Here is a 19,921-nt window from a genome sequence, read left to right on the forward strand (position 1 = left end):
AGGCTTTTTATGAGAATAGCCGTAATTAATGGATCAAGTCGCGAAAATGGAAATACAGAAAACTTAACGAATAAAGTTATTACAGATATAGAATTCACCAATTTCGTTCTAAGAGACTATTCAATCCAGACTATTGTAGATCAAAGGCACACTGAAACGGGATTCCAACCCGTCAATGACGATTATGATCAATTAATTGAAGCAATACTTAATCATGATATTATCATTTTTTCAACACCGATTTACTGGTATGGAATGTCTAGTCTTATGAAAACTTTCGTTGACAGATTTTCACAAAGTTTGCGTAACACCAAGTATAATTTTAAAGAACTAATGCAACAGAAAACGTTCTATGTCATTACATGTGGTGGTGATAAAGCTCGAATTAAAGGAATGCCACTAATCCAACAGTTCTCCTATATATGTCAATTTTTTGGGGCAGAACTAAATGATTATATAATCGGTGAAGCTAATGCACCTGGTGATATTGAAAGAGATGAATATGCATTAATGAAAGCGAAACAATGGAATCAATTTTTCAAACGAAATATAAATCAAAATCAAATCAATAGAAATTAGCGAAAAAACATAAATTCAATTTTATGTTTTTTCTTTTTTGTTTTTCGTTTCAACGAGATACTGAATTTCTCTATACATTTATCCATTTTTTTTATTCAAATTACGGTACGTGAAATTATGCAATTCGGATGTTTGTTCTGTTTTACAAAAAATGTGCTATAATCCTAAGAATGAGAACATGAACTTACATAAAGGATGTATCACATTGAAAGAAACTTCTAATTACCTCCAAAAAATTAAACAATTTTACTTAATTATGGTGCCTATATTTATAGCCCAAATTGGTAGTATGCTCATTATTTTTTCCGATACGGTTATGTCTGGAAGAGCTGGTGCCAGTGATTTAGCAGGTGTGGCGATTGGCTCGTCTCTCCTTTTTCCTTTCATTGCTGGTTTTACAGGTATGCTTCTTTCGATTACACCTATTATTGCTCAACATGTTGGTGCAAAGCAAAAGGATAAAATACCAGAAACCGTGCAACAAGGAATATATTTGTCGACACTTTTAGCTTTACTCGTTCTTCTATTAGGGTTTTTATTCGTCAAACCAACTTTAAATTTATTAGATTTAACAGTATCTGACTACAATATTGCTAAAGATTATTTAATTGGGATATCGTTTGGGATTATTCCTCTGTTTATTCACACGGTCTTCCGCTGTTTCTTTGATGCATTAGGTGAAACTCGTGTAACAATGATTATTACACTTATTTCATTACCGATTAATGTATTCTTTAATTACTTACTTATTTTCGGAAGCTTTGGTTTCCCAAAACTAGGTGGAGCTGGAGCGGGTTATGCCTCTGCGATTACCTATTGGATAGTCATTATAATCGCAATTTCTATCTCAAAGCGTTTTGATCCATTTAAACCATATCAAATTATGCGTAACTGGGTAAAAATTTCATTAAACGCCTGGAAGGAACAATTGAAAATCGGGGTACCGATCGGTCTATCTATTTTCTTTGAAGTGAGTATTTTTGCAGTTGTGACTTTATTTATGAGTGAATTTGATACCTTTACTATTGCAGCACATCAAGCAGCAATTAACTTTGCATCATTGTTGTTCATGATTCCTTTAAGCATTTCAATGGCATTAACGATAGCTGTTGGGCATGAAGTTGGCGCAAACAGACTTGATCATGCTCGACAGTATAGCAATATTGGTATATCAAGTGCAGCATTAATTGCTTTTCTTACAGCTATCATCCTATACTTGTTTAATGGAGAAATCGCTAGTATATATACGAATAATCCACAAGTGCTAGAGTTAATGAAACATTTTCTGTTGTATGCAATATTCTTCCAATTTGCTGACGCCATTGGCGCACCTGTTCAAGGCGTTCTTCGTGGCTATAAAGACGTTAACATTTCATTAATGATGACCTTTGTATCTTATTGGTTAATTGGAATCCCTGTTGGTTTGTTAGCAGAAAATTATACGAATTTGGGACCTTTTGGCTATTGGGTTGGGTTAATTACTGGTTTAACAGTCGGTGCTATCGGTTTAACCACACGACTAGTTATAGTTCAAAGAAAACATAAAAATTCTATACAAGTTCAGTAAAAAACAAAGCGCATTCCTTCACTTGGAATGCGCTTTTCAAATCATTATTTTTTCAAAACAAACGTACTTTTCATGTCCCTTCACTTTTTCTGCAAAGTTAACAGAACCCACCTCCTTATATCCTGCATTTTTATAAAAAGAGAGTGATTTTTCATTTCCAGAGAACGAATCTAATCGTAATGAACTATATTGACTTTCTTTCGCCATTTTGTCTGAAAACTGTAAAAGAGCCTTCCCAGCTCCAATGTTTTGCTTAGTCGGATGAATGCATAGCATATGGATGATTAAAGGATTGTCTCCATGCCAGTTAACTTCTTTCCACTCTGGAGATTGCCATTCATTTAATACAACTGCTCCATATATACCGTTTGTATCTTCTATAACAAACAATTCCTTCTCCTTTAAATGATACGAAATATGCTCTTCTGAAGGGTAATTATAATCCCATTGCATTATTTTTTTATCTAATAAGTCCGTTGTACAAGTGTAATATAATGCCTTTAATGGCTCAAAGTCATTTTCAATTGCTAACCGTATTCGCTTCATTGTCTATTTTCCTTTCAATACCTCAATTAATCTTTCTTCTAATTTAAAACGAATGATTTGATCGGTTATCCCCTCTTTTTGTAATATTTCTAATTGGTTCTCTCCTAATAAATCAAAGTGAGGATAGCCGTCTCTATTATGGATCCATTCTTCTTTAAATCCGTATTTTTTTCCCCAATTAATGAGCTTTTTAATGTCAGCACAGCCAGCTTTCGTAACAGTTTTATATTGTGGAAATCTAGAGTCATACCAAAAATGCGTTAGGAAAGCTATTTCCCCGCTAAGAACATCTCTTTTCCACTTAGTTAATTCCTCGCGTTTCACACCAAACGCCATCATTCTACCTGCTTTTCTTGTTGTTTTTTTGCATTTTCATAAGCTTCATGCCAATCAGGGTAATGTTTTCGAATAATAATTGGTCTAAATGTATCTTTTTTGACACAAATATGATGGGATTTTCCAGTCACACATAAATCGTTTTCTTCATTATAAATTCCATACCCATAAACAACACGAAATCCATCATATTTATCAATCCAAGTTTTCACAATTGCTGTATCACCATATGTTAGAGGTTTTTTGTAAGAAGCTTCTATATCAGTGACAGGTGAGACGATACCATCTTTCTCCATATCAGCATATTTAAAACCTAGTTCTTCAATTAGCGCTGTTCTTCCAAGTTCCATCCATACTAAATAATTTGCATGATAAACAACACCCATTTGATCTGTTTCTTGATAACGTACTTTCACTTTCGTTTTAGAAATTATCATCTTTATCCTCCTCAATGCTATTTTGAAGAATGTTTCGAAAATCTTCTTTGCTGAGGTCATTTATATTGTTATCGTTATTTTCAAAAATTCTTATCGCTTGTTGCTGTAATGTTTCTTCAATTAAGTTAATCGCAAACCGCCCATTTCCTTTAGGTTTTCTTTCCTCAAATGTCTTCGATAAATATTCTTTTGCATCTTCAGCAATTTCATAACCAAATTTACTAGCATGATTTTCACAGATCGTCAGTAATTCTAAAGAAGTATAGTCAGGAAAATAAAAGTGCTTTTGGAATCGTGAAGCTATCCCTGCATTTATTGTTAATAAATTGCTCATCTCATTTTCATATCCTGCTAAAACTACAACAAGGTTTTCACCATGTTTCGTCATTTCATCAACGAGTGTATCAATTGCTTCTTTCCCAAAATCTGCCTGAGTTAGTGAAGTAAGAGCATACGCTTCATCTATAAATAAAACACCACCTAGGGCTTCTCGTACCTTTTTGCGCGTTTTTAGTGCCGTCTGACCCGAATATCCCGCTACTAAATCCGCTCGGCTGGCAACTACTAAGTGTCCTCTTTTTAAATAACCTGTTTCTTTTAAGAGCTTTGCGTACAATTTAGCCACTGTTGTTTTACCAGTTCCTGCATTCCCTGTAAAAACTGCATGTAAATGGACAGGCATGGTAGGTAACTGCCGCGCTTTCCGCACCGCTTGCATAGTAATAAAGGCATGTAATTTCTTCATTTCTTGTTTTATTGTAGGAAGTCCAATTAAGTCATTTAACTCTTCTAACGCTGGCTTGTTCTTATCTAGATTTTCACTTATAAAATCGTCTTTATGTAAGATCGTAAAATCTGCAATGGAAGGTTTATTATCTTCTTTTGCAAGTTTAGCGCCTTTTTCATAAATTGCATCTAATATTATATTTTTCACCGTTCGAGCATTTCCAAATGATTCGTCTACTCTTTCTTTTTCAATCCTACTTTTAAGGGCTTCCTTCGTATCTTTTGCAAGAAAATAATCATTTTCCTCTGCTACACTTTCGGCTATTTCTAGTAATTCATTTATAGAGTAATCTTCCAAATAGATATGATTGCTTTCTGGGAAGCGGCTACGAAGTCCTGGATTAGCCCAAATAAATTGACGCATTTCTTCTGGATATCCAGCTAATATGACTGCAAACTTTCCCGTATAGTCACTACTAGTCATTGCAGACACTAATGTGTCAATTGCCGTTTGTCCATAATCATTCCCAGACTGCCCTTCTCGCTTTAAACTGTAAGCTTCATCAATAAATAGAACACCACCTTCTGCTTTATTAATGACAGCCATTGTTTTTTCCTCGGTTTGCCCTACATAGCCACCTACTAAATGCGAACGATTTACTTCAACTACATTTTCATTTTCAAGAAAGCCAAGTTCGTAATAAATCTTTGCAAAAAGACGTGCTAATGTCGTTTTTCCTGTTCCAGGGTTACCTGTTAAAATCATATGTAAACTGATATCATCTTGAAAGTGAAATCCTTCATTTTGTCTTAGCATTTGATAGCGTAAAAAGTAAAATAGCCTTCTCACTTTTTGCTTTACTTCTAATAAGCCAATCATCTTGTCCAACTCATCTAATGCAGAGCTTTTCCCCTTACCTGTTTCTTCTTTTGGTAATAAACCTACTATTTGTTCCTTCCATTCATTAATTTCTTTAATAGCATCATTGATCTCTTGTATATGAACGGAAGTATAAAATGTTCCTGTTAAAGAATCGATATAAGCTTTAGTTGCTGCATTTAACTTTGCAAACAAATGAACCCCTTGTTTTAATAAAGGCTTCATTTCTTCATTATGTAAATAACCATTAGATAGACTAACTTTTTTCTCTATTGCTACAACTCGCTCACTATATACAGAAGATAATCGCTCGATATCCTCGGCTACCTTCTTTTTCCCTGGACGATTATCCGTTTCTCGAATACGTGGAAACGAAATATCCTTAAACAAAAGCTGTACTTCTTTCTTTGAAATATTAGCTAGTAAAGCATTCGCTTGTTCATTTGAAGGATTTAATTTTATAGCTTGTTGCAACCAATTTTCTATTAATGAATCGACCCTTTTTATTCGTTTAAATCTAGCTGTAGCAATTACACTTAATATACTTCCCTCAATTTTTTTCCACTGCTTTAGGGATTCTTCATCCATTACTGCCACTCTAACTTGTTGTACTTCCTGTAAATATTGCAATGCTTCGGTTTCAATTGACTTTCTTTCAGGTGAATGTTGCCAATATAAAATTTTTTCATTTACTCCATTAATTGTAAGTTTTTCTTGTTGCAAGCTTCTGACACCACCTATACTTACATCCTTTTTTTACAGTTTATCACAAGCATCCCATTGATTAATAAAATTTAGTATTACCAAAATGACAAAAATGTACAGTTTCAACCATATACATTAATGTTTGACATTATCTTTGAGGGGGATTAATTATGCAAAATGAGTATGCAGGTTTTTGGATTAGGCTTATCGCTTATATTATTGACTCGATAATCATTTACGCTATTTTTATACCAATAGCTTTTATCGTAGGACTTTTAGTAGGTTTAATTGGCTCGTTGTCAGGCTTTAACCATCATAGTATTATCCAATTAAGTGAATTTTTAGGTACTCTTATAGGAATATTAGGATTTGTCTCATATTTTACATTTCTTGAGAAATCTAAAGCTCAAGCAACATTCGGAAAGCGATTATGTAGCCTCCAAGTAACAGATATAACTGGCAATCGGCTAACAACTCGAACTGCACTTTTTAGGACCCTTGGAAAATATTTATCAGCATTTATTTTCTTAATAGGATTTATCATGGCAGCATTCACTAAAAAGAAACAATCACTGCACGATTTAATTGCAAAGACGTATGTTATAAAAAAACAAAAAGTAAATTAAGAAAAAATTATTGACAGACAACCCTTTGGTGTTTTATTGTATTAAAGAGTTACATTATAAAAATAAATTTTCATATATTTCTTCTTATTCAGAGAGGTGGAGGGACTGGCCCTTCGAAGCCTCGGCAGCGGATTCTTTTTATTTAAGAACACCGTGCTAACTCCTGCGGCATAATTGCCGGAAAATAAGAAGAGGAAACATTGAATTCGTTCAAGACGCCTCTTCATTGAAGAGGCGTCTTTTGTTTCCTACTTCAAACCTTTCGAAGCCTGAATAACGAAGACAATCATGAGGAGGTTTCTAAAGTGGGGAAATTTGAAATTGCAACATTTGGTGCAGGGTGTTTTTGGGAAGTTGAATTTTTCTTAAAGCAAATTAATGGCGTTCAATCAACAGAAGTAGGATACTTAGGTGGAAATTATGACAATCCTACGTATGAAATGGTAAAAAAAGGAGTAACAGGCCATGCAGAAGTAGTTCAAGTTGTCTTTGATCCAACGCTAGTAACGTACTCTGACTTATTAAACGTCTTTTGGGATAACCATAATCCAACAACATTGAACCGCCAAGGTGACGACGTTGGAACGCAATATCGTTCGGCTATCTTCTACCATTCAGCAGAACAGCAATTCGTTGCGCAAGCATCAAAACTTGCACTTGAACAATCAAAGCGTTTTTCAAAACCTATCGTTACAGAAATTACGCCTGTATCTACCTTTTACCGTGCAGAAGAGTATCACCAAAATTACTTTGAAAAAAACGGCTTGTCTTCTTGCCAAATTTAGTACTTAATTTTTAAGATCACATTCATAATTTGAATGTGATCTTCTTTAGTTCCTTTACGTATTAGCTTTACTATACTAGAGGATTAAAGGCATGATTTATGCTTTTTCCGCATAAAACAATAAAACATACCTTATAAGGAGAGATGGAGATGAAAGGTGAAAACCTAAAAGAAAAAGAAACAATTTTTAACGAATACAGTCAAATGATTCAAAATAATAAACCTATCAAAAAACGATATACGAAAAAAGTTTTCAAAGAAATAGAGAAAAAATGGAAAAACACTCCTTACTCGATCAAGGATGTTTGTCTCATTCATCAGTCAAATTCAATGATCTTCGAAGCTGAAATCCACGTAGTTAGCCAACTATTCCGCCAAGCTAAGACACCTCTAAATACAAATGAAAAGAAAAGTGGCAGAAGAGTAATATTCGATAAATTCAAAAAAAATTTTCATAAACCTGCATTTAAACAGTTTTTTGAAGATTATTATGACTCGATCTTTAAAGACTTATCGATCACTATGCACGCCACACCTTCGCTGGATACATTTAAGTCATCCTTACTTCAATATGATTTTGTCACTATCCTCTACCTCGCAGAAAAATCTCTAGAACGTGCAAAATGGATAAAATTCATCAAGAAAAACGCCTTCCAAACTTACACGAAAACCTTAATTGACCTTTATTTTTTCTCACTAGAAGAACATGTTGAAAGCACATTACGGAAACAACCGAAGTTAAAAGATCAAAAAAAGGATATGAAAAGTTTAAAAAAGGAACTCGATAATATTAAGCATGAACTTAGAATAGCTGAAAAGTCGGAAAGAAAAATACGCGAGGAGAGAACAAAATTAAAAAATGAAATTAACCAACTAAAACAAGCGAATGAAAAACTAAACAAGCAGTTAGAAAAGGCACTAAAAGAGGCTGATGAAGAACTTACAGCTTTTATTAAGGAAAACGAAGATCAACTAACAAAAGAAAAATTAGAAAAGGAGCAAGAAATAAAGTCGTTGAAGGAGAAAATAGAAGATGAATTAGAGTTTTATAATGAACAAATTACACTATTAGTTAATGAACTAGAGTACGCAAGAAGACAATCCTTCAATGAAAATTCCGAAAATAGTGAAATGGAACATGAAATTTCTCTTGATTTATGTGGTAAGAAAGTTGCATTAATTGGTGGGAATCATTCGAAAAAGTATATAAGTAAAGTAAAAGAATACAATGGAGAACTGTCATTCGTCCCGGTAGACGATTATTATTTAATACCTGGGGCAATAAGTAACTCAGACGTCGTATTCTTTTTAACAGATGTTGCCGGTCATAAACATTTTCGATGTATTAAAAAAGAAAGTAAACGAAATGGTATCCCTTTACGTTACATTAACTCTAGAGGGTTAGCTACATTTGAACGAGAATTAAAGGATTATATTATGGCTGTCAGTTCTGAGCAATTAGCTGGAAACCAATAATTATGTAATGGAGCTTTTGTCTTAAGGTGGCCCATCATACAAAAGTACTAAAATTATGCAAACTATGCTAATAATTGGCGTCAATAGTGACTTATTTTCCACTCTGACAAAAAATTATTATAATGCGGTTGCGAATATTTTTTTTGTCTGTTATACTAAGGTTAATTATTTTTGTTCGGTATTTATAGATGAGAAAAATCTTTTCCAAGAAGTTTCCTCTAGTAAAATATTTCGACAAAGTAATAATAAATTGTGGTTAAGAGCCACTACAGGAGGAAACACACATGAATCAAGGTACAGTAAAATGGTTTAACGCAGAAAAAGGTTTCGGTTTCATCGAAGTTGAAGGTGGAGACGACGTATTCGTACACTTCTCAGCTATCCAAGGTGAAGGATTCAAATCTTTAGAAGAAGGTCAAACAGTTACTTTTGATATCGAGCAAGGTCAACGTGGACCTCAAGCTACTAACGTTATCAAAGGATAATTAATCCTTTAAGAAAAAAGACTCCATTATGGAGTCTTTTTTTATTGCTGATCTTTCGCTGAAAAATTAAATCTAAAATTAGATCGTTATCCCAATTAAGTTTCGAGTTTGTGTTTCAGCTGCAATAACGGTATGTTTCAGTAACATTGCTATCGTGACAGGTCCTACTCCAGCTGGCACAGGCGTTATTGCACTAGCTCTAACTTTACATTGTATAAAGTCAACATCTCCAACATTCCCTTTGTTATAACCAGCATCGATAATGACTGCTCCCTCTTTAATCCAATCACCCTTAATAAAGTGAGGCTTACCTACAGCTGCAACTACAATATCTGCTTTTGAAACGATATCTTCTAATTGTTTTGTTTTCGAATGACAGATGGTTACTGTCGCATTTCTATTAAGTAGCATCATCGCAACAGGCTTTCCTAAAATAGGACTTCTTCCTACGACTACCGTATTTTTTCCTTCTAGATTTAAATTGTAGTAATCTATCATTTCAAGAATCGCTGCTGGGGTACAACTTGGAAAAGTACCTAGTTGAAACGCTGTTTGCCCAAATCCATTTGTTGTAACGCCATCAACATCCTTTTCCAAAGCAATTGCATCAAAAGCTAACCTTTCATCTATATGAGAAGGGACAGGATGTTGAAGTAAAATGCCATGGACTTTTTCATCTCTGTTTAGTTTATGGATCAATGCTATTAAATCTTCTGTTGTAATATTACTTGGTAGGTGTACTTTCAATGATTCTAATCCTAATTTTTTACAGGCATTCCCCTTCATTCTTACATAAGTCTCGGAAGCAGGATCATCTCCAACTAAAATAGTGGCTAGACATGGTGTAATGCCCTTCTCTCCTAACTTGTTAATCCTCGAAGATAATAATTCCTTAATATGGTTAGCGACTTTCTTTCCGTCCAGAATCAGTTGATTTTTCAAGTTAATCCCTCCTGAATATTCAAAGACACGAATTCTGCTCGTATCTCTGCCCAGACGACCGGCTAAAATTAGAGCGTAGCTCCCTTATGGTTTATTCCATCTTGTCGTCAGTCACTACGCTTATTTTCTTTTATTAAATGTTTACTTTTAGAGCTTTTGAAGCAATATCATGACGATAAAATACATCATCGCTTTGTAAATTCACTAGTTCCTTGTAGACGTTTGACCTGGCTTCACTAATTGTCTTTGCTAAAGAGCCAACTAGGAGCACACGTCCCCCATTTGTAACAAAACCTTGATTTGTTAGCTTTGTACCAGCATGAAAGATAAGTGTATCTTTCCTTACTTGTTCCAATCCTTTTATCGAAGCATTTTTATCGTAGTGATTTGGATAGCCTTTGCTAGCAAGCACGACACCAACACAAACATCTTCTGACCATTCAATGTTACAAGGTTCACCTTTCAACACGGAGCCAATCGTAGTGATAATATCGCTCTTCATCCTTGGTAATAATACTTGTGCTTCTGGATCGCCGAATCTAGCATTGAACTCAATTACTTTTGGACCTTCTTCTGTTGCAATCATTCCAGCATACAATACACCTGTGAATGATCGCCCTTCTTCCTTTAAGGCTTTCGCCACTTTTCTTATTGTGTTTTCTAATACATCTTCATATACGGTACGTGAAATTTGCGGTACCGGAGAATAAGCTCCCATCCCCCCTGTATTTGGTCCTTCATCAAAATCAAAAGCACGTTTATGGTCTTGTGATAATGCTAGAGGATATACATGTGCGCCATTTACAAAAGCAATAAAAGAAAACTCTTCACCTTCAAGAAACTCCTCAATTACAACTTTGCTACTAGACTTTCCGAACTTTTCATCTCGCATCATTTCGTCAAGAGCCGCATAAGCTTCCTCCATTGTTTTAGCAACGACAACACCTTTTCCTGCAGCTAAGCCATCTGCTTTTATGACGAGAGGAGTTCCTTGTTGGCTTACATAACTTTTCGCTTTTTCAAGTTCAGTGAATATTTCACACTTTGCTGTTGGAATGTTATACTTTTGCATCACACGTTTGGCGAATGCTTTACTGCCTTCAATCTCAGCTGCTGCTTTCGTAGGTCCAAAAATGGTTAACCCATTTTCTTGGAAGCAATCTACAATTCCTTCTAACAGAGGTAATTCTGAACCAACAATAGTTAAATCAATACGTTCCTTTTTCACAAATGCAATCAAATGCTTCTGTTGATGTTCGAAAATTGGTACACATGTTGCGATATCTGCCATCCCATCATTTCCAGGAGCTACAAAAACATCTGTAACTATTTTATTTTGCGCAACTTTCCAAGCTAAAGCATGTTCTCTGCCACCACGACCAATAATTAAAACTTTCACCGCCAAACCTCCTCTTAATGTTTGAAATGACGAACACCCGTGAACACCATTGCTATTCCGTACTCATTACATTTTTTTATGGAGTCTTCATCTCTAATTGATCCACCGGGCTGAATAATTGCAGTTATACCAGCTTTTGCTGCAACTTCCACTGTGTCATCCATTGGGAAAAATGCATCTGATGCAAGTGAAGCACCATGACAATGTTGACCAGCTTGCTTAATAGCAATTTCAGCTGCGCCTACACGGTTCATTTGTCCTGCCCCTACGCCAACAGTCATTTTCTCTTTCGCAATTACTATGGCATTTGATTTGACATGCTTGACAATTTTCCAGGCTAGCTTAAGGTCTTCCCATTCTTTTTCTGTTGGCTTGCGCTTTGTTGCAATAGTGAATTGCGCATCGTCAAAAGTATAATAATCATCATCTTGAACTAGTAAACCTCCATGAATAGAAGTAAGGTTTATTTCTGTCCTTTTGTCTTCGTGCATGTTTACTTGTAATAATCGTAAATTTTTCTTTTGTGATAAAATTTCTAACGCGTCATTTGTATAGGACGGAGCTATGATTATTTCTAAAAAGATTTCCTTCATTTTTAACGCGGTCATCGCATCAACTTCTCTATTTACGGCAATAATTCCACCAAAAATGGAAACTGAATCTGCTGCATATGCTCTGTCAAAAGCTGCTTCTATTCCATTTCCTAAACCTACACCACATGGATTCATATGTTTAACAGCAACTACTGCTGGCTCAGAAAATTCCTTGACTATTTTCAGAGCGGCATTGGCGTCATTAATGTTATTATAAGAAAGCTCTTTGCCATTAAGCTGCCTAGCTTTGGCTAATGATGATTGGAGTGGAATAGCTTTTTTATAAAAGGCTGCTTGTTGATGAGGATTTTCGCCATATCGTAAATCTTGGCTTTTCTCAAAAGTAACAGTATAGGTTTCGGGAAATTTTTCATTAACTTCTTCACTTAAGTAGTTTGCAACCATGGCATCGTATGCAGCGGTATGACGATATACTTTTGCAGCTAAACGTTTACGTGTCAAAACCGTTGTTTCTCCACTTTTAACCTCTTCAATAACTGAACGGTAATCTTCGGGATCAACAACGACTGTTACGTCATTGTAATTTTTTGCAGCAGAACGGAGCATTGTCGGACCACCGATATCAATATTTTCAATCGCTTCTCCGATTGAAAAATGTTGCTTACTAATCGTCTCTTTAAATGGATATAAATTAACAACAACGAGGTCAATAGCTTCAATGTTATGATTACGTAATTGCTCCAGATGTTTTTCGTTAGTTCTAACCGCTAAAATTCCGGCATGGACAGATGGGTGGAGCGTTTTTACACGACCGTTTAAAATCTCCGGAAAATTTGTCACTTCTGAAATTCCTGTCACATTAATGTTATTTTCTTTAAGCAGTTTCATCGTTCCACCAGTTGAGATTACTTCTACACCTAGAGCAACAAGATTTTTAGCAAACTCTACTATTCCATCTTTATTTGAAACACTTATTAATGCACGTTTGATTGCCATTCTATCACTCTCTCCTTTTCACCGATTGCACAAATAGTATGTATCACTTTCGGGTATAACACAGTTTCTATATTATTAATCTTGCGTCTTAACGTTTCTTTCGTCTCACCTAGGGAAATTTTAACAACTTCTTGAGCAATGATTGGTCCTGTATCAATTCCTTCATCAATAAAATGAATAGTAACTCCAGTTATACAGACTCCTTTTGCGAGCGCCTGCTCAATTGCATCTTTCCCTTGAAATGCCGGTAATAATGACGGATGAATATTAATAATCTTTCCTTCGTATATATCTAACATCGTTTTTCCGATAATTCTCATGTAACCAGCAAGGGCAATAAACTCAACTTCAAAGCGATGCAATTGTTTTACAATGACTTTCTCATAGTCTTCCTTACTATTATAATCTTTTGCAGCAAAACAAAAGATTGGAATATTAGCAAACGTTGCCCTCTCCATCACTTTAGCTTCTTTATTATCACAAACAAGTAACACAATTTCATAATTGCTTTGGTCTTGGGCATCAAGCAGCGCTTGAAAATTAGAGCCATTTCCTGAAGCAAATACAGCAATTTTTCTTTTCTGACCATTATTCAAAAGAAACACCACTTTCAGCTGTTACTTTTCCAATAATAAATGCTGTTTCACCTAATTGATTTAGTAGTCTTACAGCTTTCTCCGCATCTTCTTTCGCTACCGTTAAAGCAAATCCAATCCCCATGTTAAAAACAGATCGCATCTCACAATCTGCTAAGTTACCAATCTTTTGAATTAGGTTAAATATTTCCGGCACTTTCCAAGCATTACTATTAATCTTTGCCCCTAAGCCTAGTGGAAGCATCCGAGGGATATTTTCAGCAAAACCTCCGCCTGTAATATGAGCCATCCCTTTTATGTCCATCGTTTTAATGAGCGAGAGTACTTGGTTTGCATAAATTTTTGTTGGCGTTAAAAGTTCCTCTCCAAGTGTCTTCCCTAAAGATGCTACATAGTCATCTAATGATAATTTAGCTTCTTCTAGTAAAACCTTTCTGACAAGGGAAAACCCATTGCTATGAATGCCACTTGAAGAAATTCCAACGATGACATCCCCTGATTGAATTGTTTCGCCTGAAATGATATTCCTTTTTTCAACTGCACCTACAGCAAAGCCACCGATATCATATTCATCCTCTTTATACATTCCTGGCATTTCCGCTGTTTCTCCGCCAATTAAGGAACAACCTGCTTGCTGGCACCCTTCTGCAACTCCTTTTACAATTTGTTCTACTTTTTCTGGAATTGCCTTTCCTAAGGCAAGGTAATCAAGAAAATAAAGCGGTTCTGCTCCTTGGACGATAATGTCATTGACACACATGGCAACTGCATCAATTCCAATTGTGTCATGGCGATTCATTTGGAAGGTGATCATAAGCTTCGTACCAACTCCATCAGCACCAGATATGAGTACAGGCTCCTTCATTTTTAATTGGGAAAGGTCAAACATTCCGCCAAATCCGCCTAATGAACCAATTACTTCAGGTCGCAATGTTTTTTGTACATGCTTTTTCATTAAGGAAACACTTTTATAGCCGGCTTTTATATCAACTCCAGCCTGTTTATATGCATTTACCATGCTCTACTTCCTCCAATAACTGTAGGTTGTAAATCACTATCCTTTGACACATCTGTCGGATATTCACCTGTAAAACAAGCAAGACATTGCCCGCAATTTTTTTGTTGTTTTGAACGCCCAATAGCTTCCAACATTCCTTCAACAGATAAAAACGATAACGTATCTGCACCAATCATTTTTCTAATTTCTTCAACCGACCTTGTCGAAGCAATTAATTCCTCAAATGACGATGTATCAATTCCGTAATAGCATGGGTGCGTTATCGGCGGAGAACTAATTCGCACATGAACTTCTTTAGCACCTGCTTCTTTTAACATTTTCACTATCCTTCTTGAGGTTGTTCCACGGACGATAGAATCATCAATCATAATCACTTTTTTTCCTTCGACAATTTTTCTAACAGGAGAAAGTTTCATTTGCACGCCTTGCTCCCGTAATTGTTGCGATGGGGTGATAAAAGTGCGCCCAATATAGCGATTTTTTATTAATCCTAATTCATAAGGAATACCAGCTTGTTCAGCATATCCAATTGCAGCAGAAATGCTCGAGTCAGGTACACCAGTGACAACATCCGCTTCAATAAAGGCTTCTAGCGCTAGCTGTTTCCCTAGTTTTTTTCTGGCAGAATGAATATTCTCACCATCTACATTACTATCTGGTCTTGCAAAATACACGTATTCCATCGTACATATTGCTCGATCTGTTTTTTTACTAAAAAACTCTGACCGAATGCCATCTTCATCGATGATTACCATTTCACCAGGTAACACTTCTCGGACATATTCGGCCCCGGTCACATCAAATGCGCACGTTTCTGAAGCAACAACCCAAGCATCTTCTATTTTCCCAAGAGATAGTGGTCGCATGCCTAGCGGATCGAGTGCTGCGATTAGCTGATTTTCTGTCATCAATAAAAAAGCAAAAGCTCCTTTTAATTGTGCTAGCGACTTTTTGACACTTTGTGTAAATGGGAGGTCGTTATATTTTTTAATTAAATGTGCAAGCACTTCTGTATCTGACGACGTTTGAAAAATACTACCTGTATCCTCTAGTTTTCTTCTAAGTGACGTCGCATTAGTCAAATTACCATTGTGTGCTAATGCTAATGATCCTTTTTGTGAATGAAATAAAAAGGGCTGAACATTGAGTAATCCTCCGCCTCCAGCTGTTGAATAACGGACGTGCCCAATAGCAAGTGTTCCAGCGAGATGTTGAAATGCAGTATCTTTAAAAACTTCTGTAACTAAACCTAAACCCTTAACTTGTTCTAATGATTCACTATTCGAAATGACCATCCCTGCACCTTCTTGCCCGCGATGCTGAAGACTATGGAGTCCGTAATATGTTAATTGTGCTGCATTGTCATGGCCCCAAATTCCATAAATACCACACTCTTCATTTAAGCCTTTTATTTCAGGAAACATGGGATAGCTCCCTTCCAAACGCTTGTCATTTCTTTAACTGAGGTAGAAAGTAGTACTTCTTTACTTGTTTGAATGTGCATCATTCCATCGTCTGTTACCGAACCAATTTCCACAGCTTCTGGCAATAGTTCCTCTACTCTTTTCTTGTTGGCCTTTGTAGCAGAAATGATAAAGCGTGATTGTGTTTCACTAAAGAGAGCAGAGACTACATCACCTGACACGGTAACTTTTGCGCCAAGCTGTTTTTGACCCATGAAGCATTCGGCAAGTGCAATGGCAAATCCACCTTCAGATATATCATGTGCAGAAGCTACTACACCGCTCTGTATTGCAGTTAATAATTGTTTTTGCCTTATTGCTTCCACTGTTAAATCTATTGATGGTGCATTTCCGTGATATTTTCCATCAAGCACGTTTTGCAATTCACTTCCACCAAATTCTTCTTTCGCATCGCCAATTACATAAATGATGTCACCAGATGATTTAAATTGCTGCGTCGTTATATGATTGATATCGTGAATTAACCCGACCATTCCGACAATCGGAGTTGGGAAAATAGCTTTTCCATTCGTTTCGTTATATAGTGATACATTTCCACCAATGACTGGTGTTTTTAATTTGTCACAAGCTTCACTCATCCCATCAATTGCTTTTTCTAGTTGCCAAAATATTTCGGGCTTTTCAGGGTTTCCGAAGTTTATTCCATCTGTAATCGCTAATGGCTCCGCTCCGGAGCAGACGATATTCCGTGCCGCTTCAGCAACTGCAATTTTTCCACCTGTTTCTGGATCTAACGACAAATAGCGCGAATTACAATCTGTCGTCATCGCTAATGCTTTTCTCGTACCACGAATACGAATTACTGCTGCATCTGACCCTGGAGTGACTACCGTATTTGTACGGACCATATAATCGTATTGGTCATAGATCCATTCTTTACTTGCAATCGTTGGTTGCGCTAACAACTTCATTAAGGTTTCTTTGTAATTAGTTATATTAGGGACTATTTGCTTTACTTTTTGATTTTCACGGTATCTTCTCGGCTCTTTTGAAGGCATATTATATACTGGAGAATCTTCTGCAAGCGCATCCACTGGAATATCAGCAACTACGTTACCTTTATGGAAAAGTCGGAAACGTTTGTCATCTGTCACTTTTCCGATAGCCTTTACTTCAAGGTTGTATTTGTTGAAAAGGTTAACTACTTCATTTTCACGACCTTTTTTAATAACGACTAACATCCGTTCTTGCGATTCAGAAAGCATCATTTCATAAGGTGTCATATTTGGCTCGCGCTGCGGAACATCATCTAGATAAAGTTCAATACCAGTACCAGCCTTGCTTGCCATTTCACTTGCTGAAGAAGTTAATCCAGCAGCTCCCATATCTTGAATCCCTACAAGTGCATCTGATTTTATTAATTCTAAACAACCTTCCATTAATAGTTTTTCCATGAATGGATCACCTACTTGTACTGCAGGTCTATCTTTTCCCGATTCATCTGTTAACTCCGCCGAAGCAAAAGAAGCACCGTGTATTCCATCGCGTCCAGTAGCTGCTCCTATGTACATCACTGTATTTCCGATTCCTTTTGCTTGACCTTTTTGGATTTCGTCATGATTAATCAGTCCGACACACATCGCATTAACTAAAGGGTTATCTTGATAACAATCGTCAAACTGTATTTCCCCACCAACTGTCGGAATTCCAATACAGTTACCATAACCAGCGATGCCTGCTACTACTTCTTCAAACAAATATTTTGTCCGTGCTGAATCAAGGTTGCCAAATCGGAGAGAATTTAGTAAAGCGATAGGTCTTGCCCCCATTGAAAAGACATCACGAATGATTCCTCCAACACCTGTCGCTGCTCCTTGGTACGGTTCAATTGCCGAAGGATGGTTATGACTTTCAATTTTAAAAACTACCGCTTGCCCATCCCCAATATCAACAATTCCAGCTCCTTCACCAGGGCCTTGAAGTACTCTTTCCCCTTCAGTTGGAAACTTTTTTAACAATGGCTTGGAAGTTTTATAACTACAATGTTCTGACCACATTACTGAAAAGATGCCTGTTTCTGTATAATTTGGAATTCTGCCGAGAATCTTCTCTATTTTTAAAAACTCATCATCCTTTAAACCCATTTGACGATAAAGCAATTCTTCCTTTATTTGCAGTTCATTTGGTTCAAGAAGTAACGACATAGTTTTCCCTCCAGCTCTTGACGATTGACTTGAATAGTCTTATTCCATCTGCACTTCCTAAGAGGTCATTTACAGCACGCTCTGGATGTGGCATCATTCCGAGAACGTTCCCAATTTCATTTGTAATCCCTGCGATACTAGCAACCGAGCCATTTGGATTGTTTGTATAGCGAAAGACAATTTGTTTATTTTCCATTAATCGTTGAAGTGTAAGTTCATCACATTCATAGTTACCTTCCCCATGGGCAATTGGTATGTTTATTTTCTCGCCATCAGCGTAAAGTGAGGTAAACATTGTTTCGTTATTAACTACTTCTAACTCCACTTGTCGGCACATAAACTTTAACTTTTCATTGCGCTTCATCGCCCCTGGCAAAATGCCGCTTTCAAGTAACATTTGAAAACCGTTACAAATACCTAAAACTGCTTTTCCTTCTGCAGCAGCCTGTTTCACTGCTCTCATTGCCGGAGAAAAACTAGCAATTGCTCCTGAGCGAAGATAATCTCCATATGAGAAACCACCAGGTAAAAGAATTCCGTCATAGTATGATAAGTCACTTTCTGTGTACGGCACATAGTGTACTTCTTCATCTAACACTTCACGTATCGCTTCATACATATCAACATCACAATTAGAGCCAGGAAAGACAATGACTGCAAATTTCATCGCTGCAGTGCCTCCTCAATTTCATAATGGTATTCTTCGATAACCGGATTGGCTAACAATTTTTCACACATTTCTTGTACTCTTTCTTTGATGTTTACATTTTCCTCTAAGGTAAGTTCCATATATTTACCAATCGTTACATCAGAAACTTCGAAATAATCCATGCTATGTAGTGCACCTTTGACCGCTTTTCCTTGCGGATCCAATACCCCTTCTTTTAACGTTACAAACACTTTTACTTTAACCATGTTTTCTCCCCCTTTAACCTAGTTAAAACTTTGTCGTAAGCTCCTATTAAACTACCAGTATCTTTACGGAAGACATCTTTATCAAGGCGTTCGTTCGTATCCATATCCCATAACCTACACGTATCAGGAGAAATTTCATCGGCTAAGATAATGTTATTTTCATTATTTTTACCAAACTCGAGTTTGAAGTCTATTAATCTAATCCCACATGATGCAAAATAATCTTTTAAAAAATTATTTACAAAAAGAGCTTTCTCTCTTATTTCTTCAAGTTCTTTCTTCGTTGCTAACTGTAAAATTTCAATATGGTCTTCATTGATGAGCGGATCTCCAAGTGCATCGTCCTTATAGTAAAATTCTACGATTGGCTTAGGAATCACTGTCCCTTCTTCCTTTCCTAATCGTGCAGCTAAACTTCCCGCATAAACGTTACGAACGACAACTTCAATCGGAATAATTGATGTTTTAGTCACGATTTGCTCTGTTTCAGAAACTTGCATAATGAAATGGTTATCTACTCCAATATCTTTCAGCATTGTAAAAATGATAGAAGAAATTTCATTATTGTATTTACCTTTGCCTTTAATACTTTCTTTTTTCGCTGCATTAAATGCTGTTGCTTGGTCTTTGTATTCAACTAGAAGGAAGTCTTCATTTTCCATTTTAAAAAGTCGCTTTGCTTTACCTTCATATAATGGCTCTTGGTTCATCACTGATAATTCAATC

The 19,921-nt window shown here is 36.2% G+C and carries 20 protein-coding genes and 2 riboswitches; of the genes, 6 read left to right on the forward strand and 14 right to left on the reverse strand.

Going from position 1 to position 19,921, the window contains the following annotated elements; genetic code table 11:
* Nucleotides 1-9 precede the first annotated feature (9 nt).
* A complete protein-coding gene (locus tag CIB95_RS12400; RefSeq protein WP_408607228.1) occupies nt 10-579 on the forward strand; it encodes a flavodoxin family protein in 570 nt (189 codons plus the stop codon).
* 205 nt (nt 580-784) lie between these two features.
* Nucleotides 785-2,146 (forward strand): MATE family efflux transporter, encoded by a 1,362-nt coding sequence (locus CIB95_RS12405; protein WP_094925644.1) that lies wholly within the window; start codon nt 785-787, stop codon nt 2,144-2,146.
* Between the two features lie 36 nt (nt 2,147-2,182).
* On the opposite strand, the gene CIB95_RS12410 is transcribed toward CIB95_RS12405, so the two are convergent.
* The 4 genes from CIB95_RS12410 to CIB95_RS12425 are packed head-to-tail and all read right to left on the reverse strand — an operon-like array spanning nt 2,183 to nt 5,794.
* The gene (locus CIB95_RS12410; protein WP_094925646.1) at nt 2,183-2,692 is read right to left on the reverse strand and encodes a GNAT family N-acetyltransferase; all 510 of its coding nucleotides are present in this window, start codon (nt 2,690-2,692) and stop codon (nt 2,183-2,185) included.
* Nucleotides 2,693-2,695: 3 nt separating this feature from the next.
* Nucleotides 2,696-3,028 (reverse strand): hypothetical protein, encoded by a 333-nt coding sequence (locus tag CIB95_RS12415; RefSeq protein WP_094925648.1) that lies wholly within the window; start codon nt 3,026-3,028, stop codon nt 2,696-2,698.
* Entirely contained in the window at nt 3,028-3,465 is a 438-nt protein-coding gene (locus CIB95_RS12420) for an acyl-CoA thioesterase (RefSeq protein ID WP_094925650.1), read from the reverse strand. Before CIB95_RS12420 ends, CIB95_RS12415 begins: the two co-directional genes overlap by 1 nt.
* On the reverse strand, nt 3,452-5,794 hold the full coding sequence (locus CIB95_RS12425; protein ID WP_094925652.1) for an AAA family ATPase: 2,343 nt from the start codon (nt 5,792-5,794) through the stop codon (nt 3,452-3,454). The genes CIB95_RS12420 and CIB95_RS12425 overlap by 14 nt, the downstream gene beginning before the upstream one ends.
* 152 nt (nt 5,795-5,946) lie before the next feature.
* Between CIB95_RS12425 and CIB95_RS12430 the strand changes: the two genes are divergently transcribed.
* The 4 genes from CIB95_RS12430 to CIB95_RS12450 all read left to right on the forward strand — a co-directional run bounded on the left by CIB95_RS12430 (nt 5,947) and on the right by CIB95_RS12450 (nt 9,147).
* A complete protein-coding gene (locus CIB95_RS12430; RefSeq protein ID WP_094925654.1) occupies nt 5,947-6,402 on the forward strand; it encodes an RDD family protein in 456 nt (151 codons plus the stop codon).
* An 81-nt stretch (nt 6,403-6,483) separates the two neighbouring features.
* Nucleotides 6,484-6,593: riboswitch (SAM riboswitch) on the forward strand.
* 114 nt (nt 6,594-6,707) lie between these two features.
* On the forward strand, nt 6,708-7,187 hold the full coding sequence (gene msrA / locus CIB95_RS12435; RefSeq protein ID WP_094925656.1) for a peptide-methionine (S)-S-oxide reductase MsrA: 480 nt from the start codon (nt 6,708-6,710) through the stop codon (nt 7,185-7,187).
* A gap of 149 nt (nt 7,188-7,336) precedes the next feature.
* Nucleotides 7,337-8,662 carry a DUF2325 domain-containing protein gene (locus tag CIB95_RS12440; protein WP_158217632.1) on the forward strand — a complete coding sequence of 442 codons (1,326 nt, stop codon included), beginning with the start codon at nt 7,337-7,339 and terminating at the stop codon, nt 8,660-8,662.
* Nucleotides 8,663-8,946: 284 nt separating this feature from the next.
* The gene (locus CIB95_RS12450; protein WP_094925661.1) at nt 8,947-9,147 is read left to right on the forward strand and encodes a cold-shock protein; all 201 of its coding nucleotides are present in this window, start codon (nt 8,947-8,949) and stop codon (nt 9,145-9,147) included.
* 78 nt (nt 9,148-9,225) lie between these two features.
* On the opposite strand, the gene CIB95_RS12455 is transcribed toward CIB95_RS12450, so the two are convergent.
* The 10 genes from CIB95_RS12455 to purC form a co-directional block, all read right to left on the reverse strand.
* Complete coding sequence (locus tag CIB95_RS12455; protein WP_094925662.1) at nt 9,226-10,089, reverse strand: bifunctional 5,10-methylenetetrahydrofolate dehydrogenase/5,10-methenyltetrahydrofolate cyclohydrolase; 864 nt, start codon at nt 10,087-10,089, stop codon at nt 9,226-9,228.
* A gap of 41 nt (nt 10,090-10,130) precedes the next feature.
* Nucleotides 10,131-10,214, reverse strand: a riboswitch (ZMP/ZTP riboswitch).
* A gap of 8 nt (nt 10,215-10,222) precedes the next feature.
* Nucleotides 10,223-11,488, reverse strand: a complete 1,266-nt coding sequence (purD, locus tag CIB95_RS12460; protein ID WP_094925663.1) for a phosphoribosylamine--glycine ligase — start codon at nt 11,486-11,488, stop codon at nt 10,223-10,225.
* A gap of 14 nt (nt 11,489-11,502) precedes the next feature.
* Nucleotides 11,503-13,038 (reverse strand): bifunctional phosphoribosylaminoimidazolecarboxamide formyltransferase/IMP cyclohydrolase, encoded by a 1,536-nt coding sequence (gene purH / locus CIB95_RS12465; RefSeq protein WP_094925665.1) that lies wholly within the window; start codon nt 13,036-13,038, stop codon nt 11,503-11,505.
* Nucleotides 13,017-13,634, reverse strand: coding sequence for a phosphoribosylglycinamide formyltransferase (gene purN, locus CIB95_RS12470; protein WP_094925686.1), 618 nt, complete (start codon nt 13,632-13,634; stop codon nt 13,017-13,019). The genes purH and purN overlap by 22 nt, the downstream gene beginning before the upstream one ends.
* Nucleotides 13,627-14,652 carry a phosphoribosylformylglycinamidine cyclo-ligase gene (gene purM, locus CIB95_RS12475; RefSeq protein ID WP_094925688.1) on the reverse strand — a complete coding sequence of 342 codons (1,026 nt, stop codon included), beginning with the start codon at nt 14,650-14,652 and terminating at the stop codon, nt 13,627-13,629. The genes purN and purM overlap by 8 nt, the downstream gene beginning before the upstream one ends.
* Entirely contained in the window at nt 14,646-16,076 is a 1,431-nt protein-coding gene (purF, locus tag CIB95_RS12480) for an amidophosphoribosyltransferase (RefSeq protein ID WP_094925689.1), read from the reverse strand. The genes purM and purF overlap by 7 nt, the downstream gene beginning before the upstream one ends.
* Nucleotides 16,061-18,280, reverse strand: a complete 2,220-nt coding sequence (gene purL / locus CIB95_RS12485) for a phosphoribosylformylglycinamidine synthase subunit PurL (protein WP_094925690.1) — start codon at nt 18,278-18,280, stop codon at nt 16,061-16,063. Before purL ends, purF begins: the two co-directional genes overlap by 16 nt.
* The gene (purQ, locus tag CIB95_RS12490) at nt 18,264-18,947 is read right to left on the reverse strand and encodes a phosphoribosylformylglycinamidine synthase subunit PurQ (protein ID WP_094925691.1); all 684 of its coding nucleotides are present in this window, start codon (nt 18,945-18,947) and stop codon (nt 18,264-18,266) included. Before purQ ends, purL begins: the two co-directional genes overlap by 17 nt.
* On the reverse strand, nt 18,944-19,195 hold the full coding sequence (gene purS, locus CIB95_RS12495; protein WP_094925692.1) for a phosphoribosylformylglycinamidine synthase subunit PurS: 252 nt from the start codon (nt 19,193-19,195) through the stop codon (nt 18,944-18,946). Before purS ends, purQ begins: the two co-directional genes overlap by 4 nt.
* Nucleotides 19,183-19,908: a phosphoribosylaminoimidazolesuccinocarboxamide synthase gene (gene purC / locus CIB95_RS12500; protein WP_094925693.1), complete on the reverse strand. Its 726-nt coding sequence runs from the start codon at nt 19,906-19,908 to the stop codon at nt 19,183-19,185. The genes purS and purC overlap by 13 nt, the downstream gene beginning before the upstream one ends.
* Between the last annotated feature and the right edge of the window lie 13 nt (nt 19,909-19,921).

The organism is Lottiidibacillus patelloidae (assembly GCF_002262935.1).
GTDB classification, from domain to species: Bacteria; Bacillota; Bacilli; order Bacillales; family SA5d-4; genus Lottiidibacillus; species Lottiidibacillus patelloidae.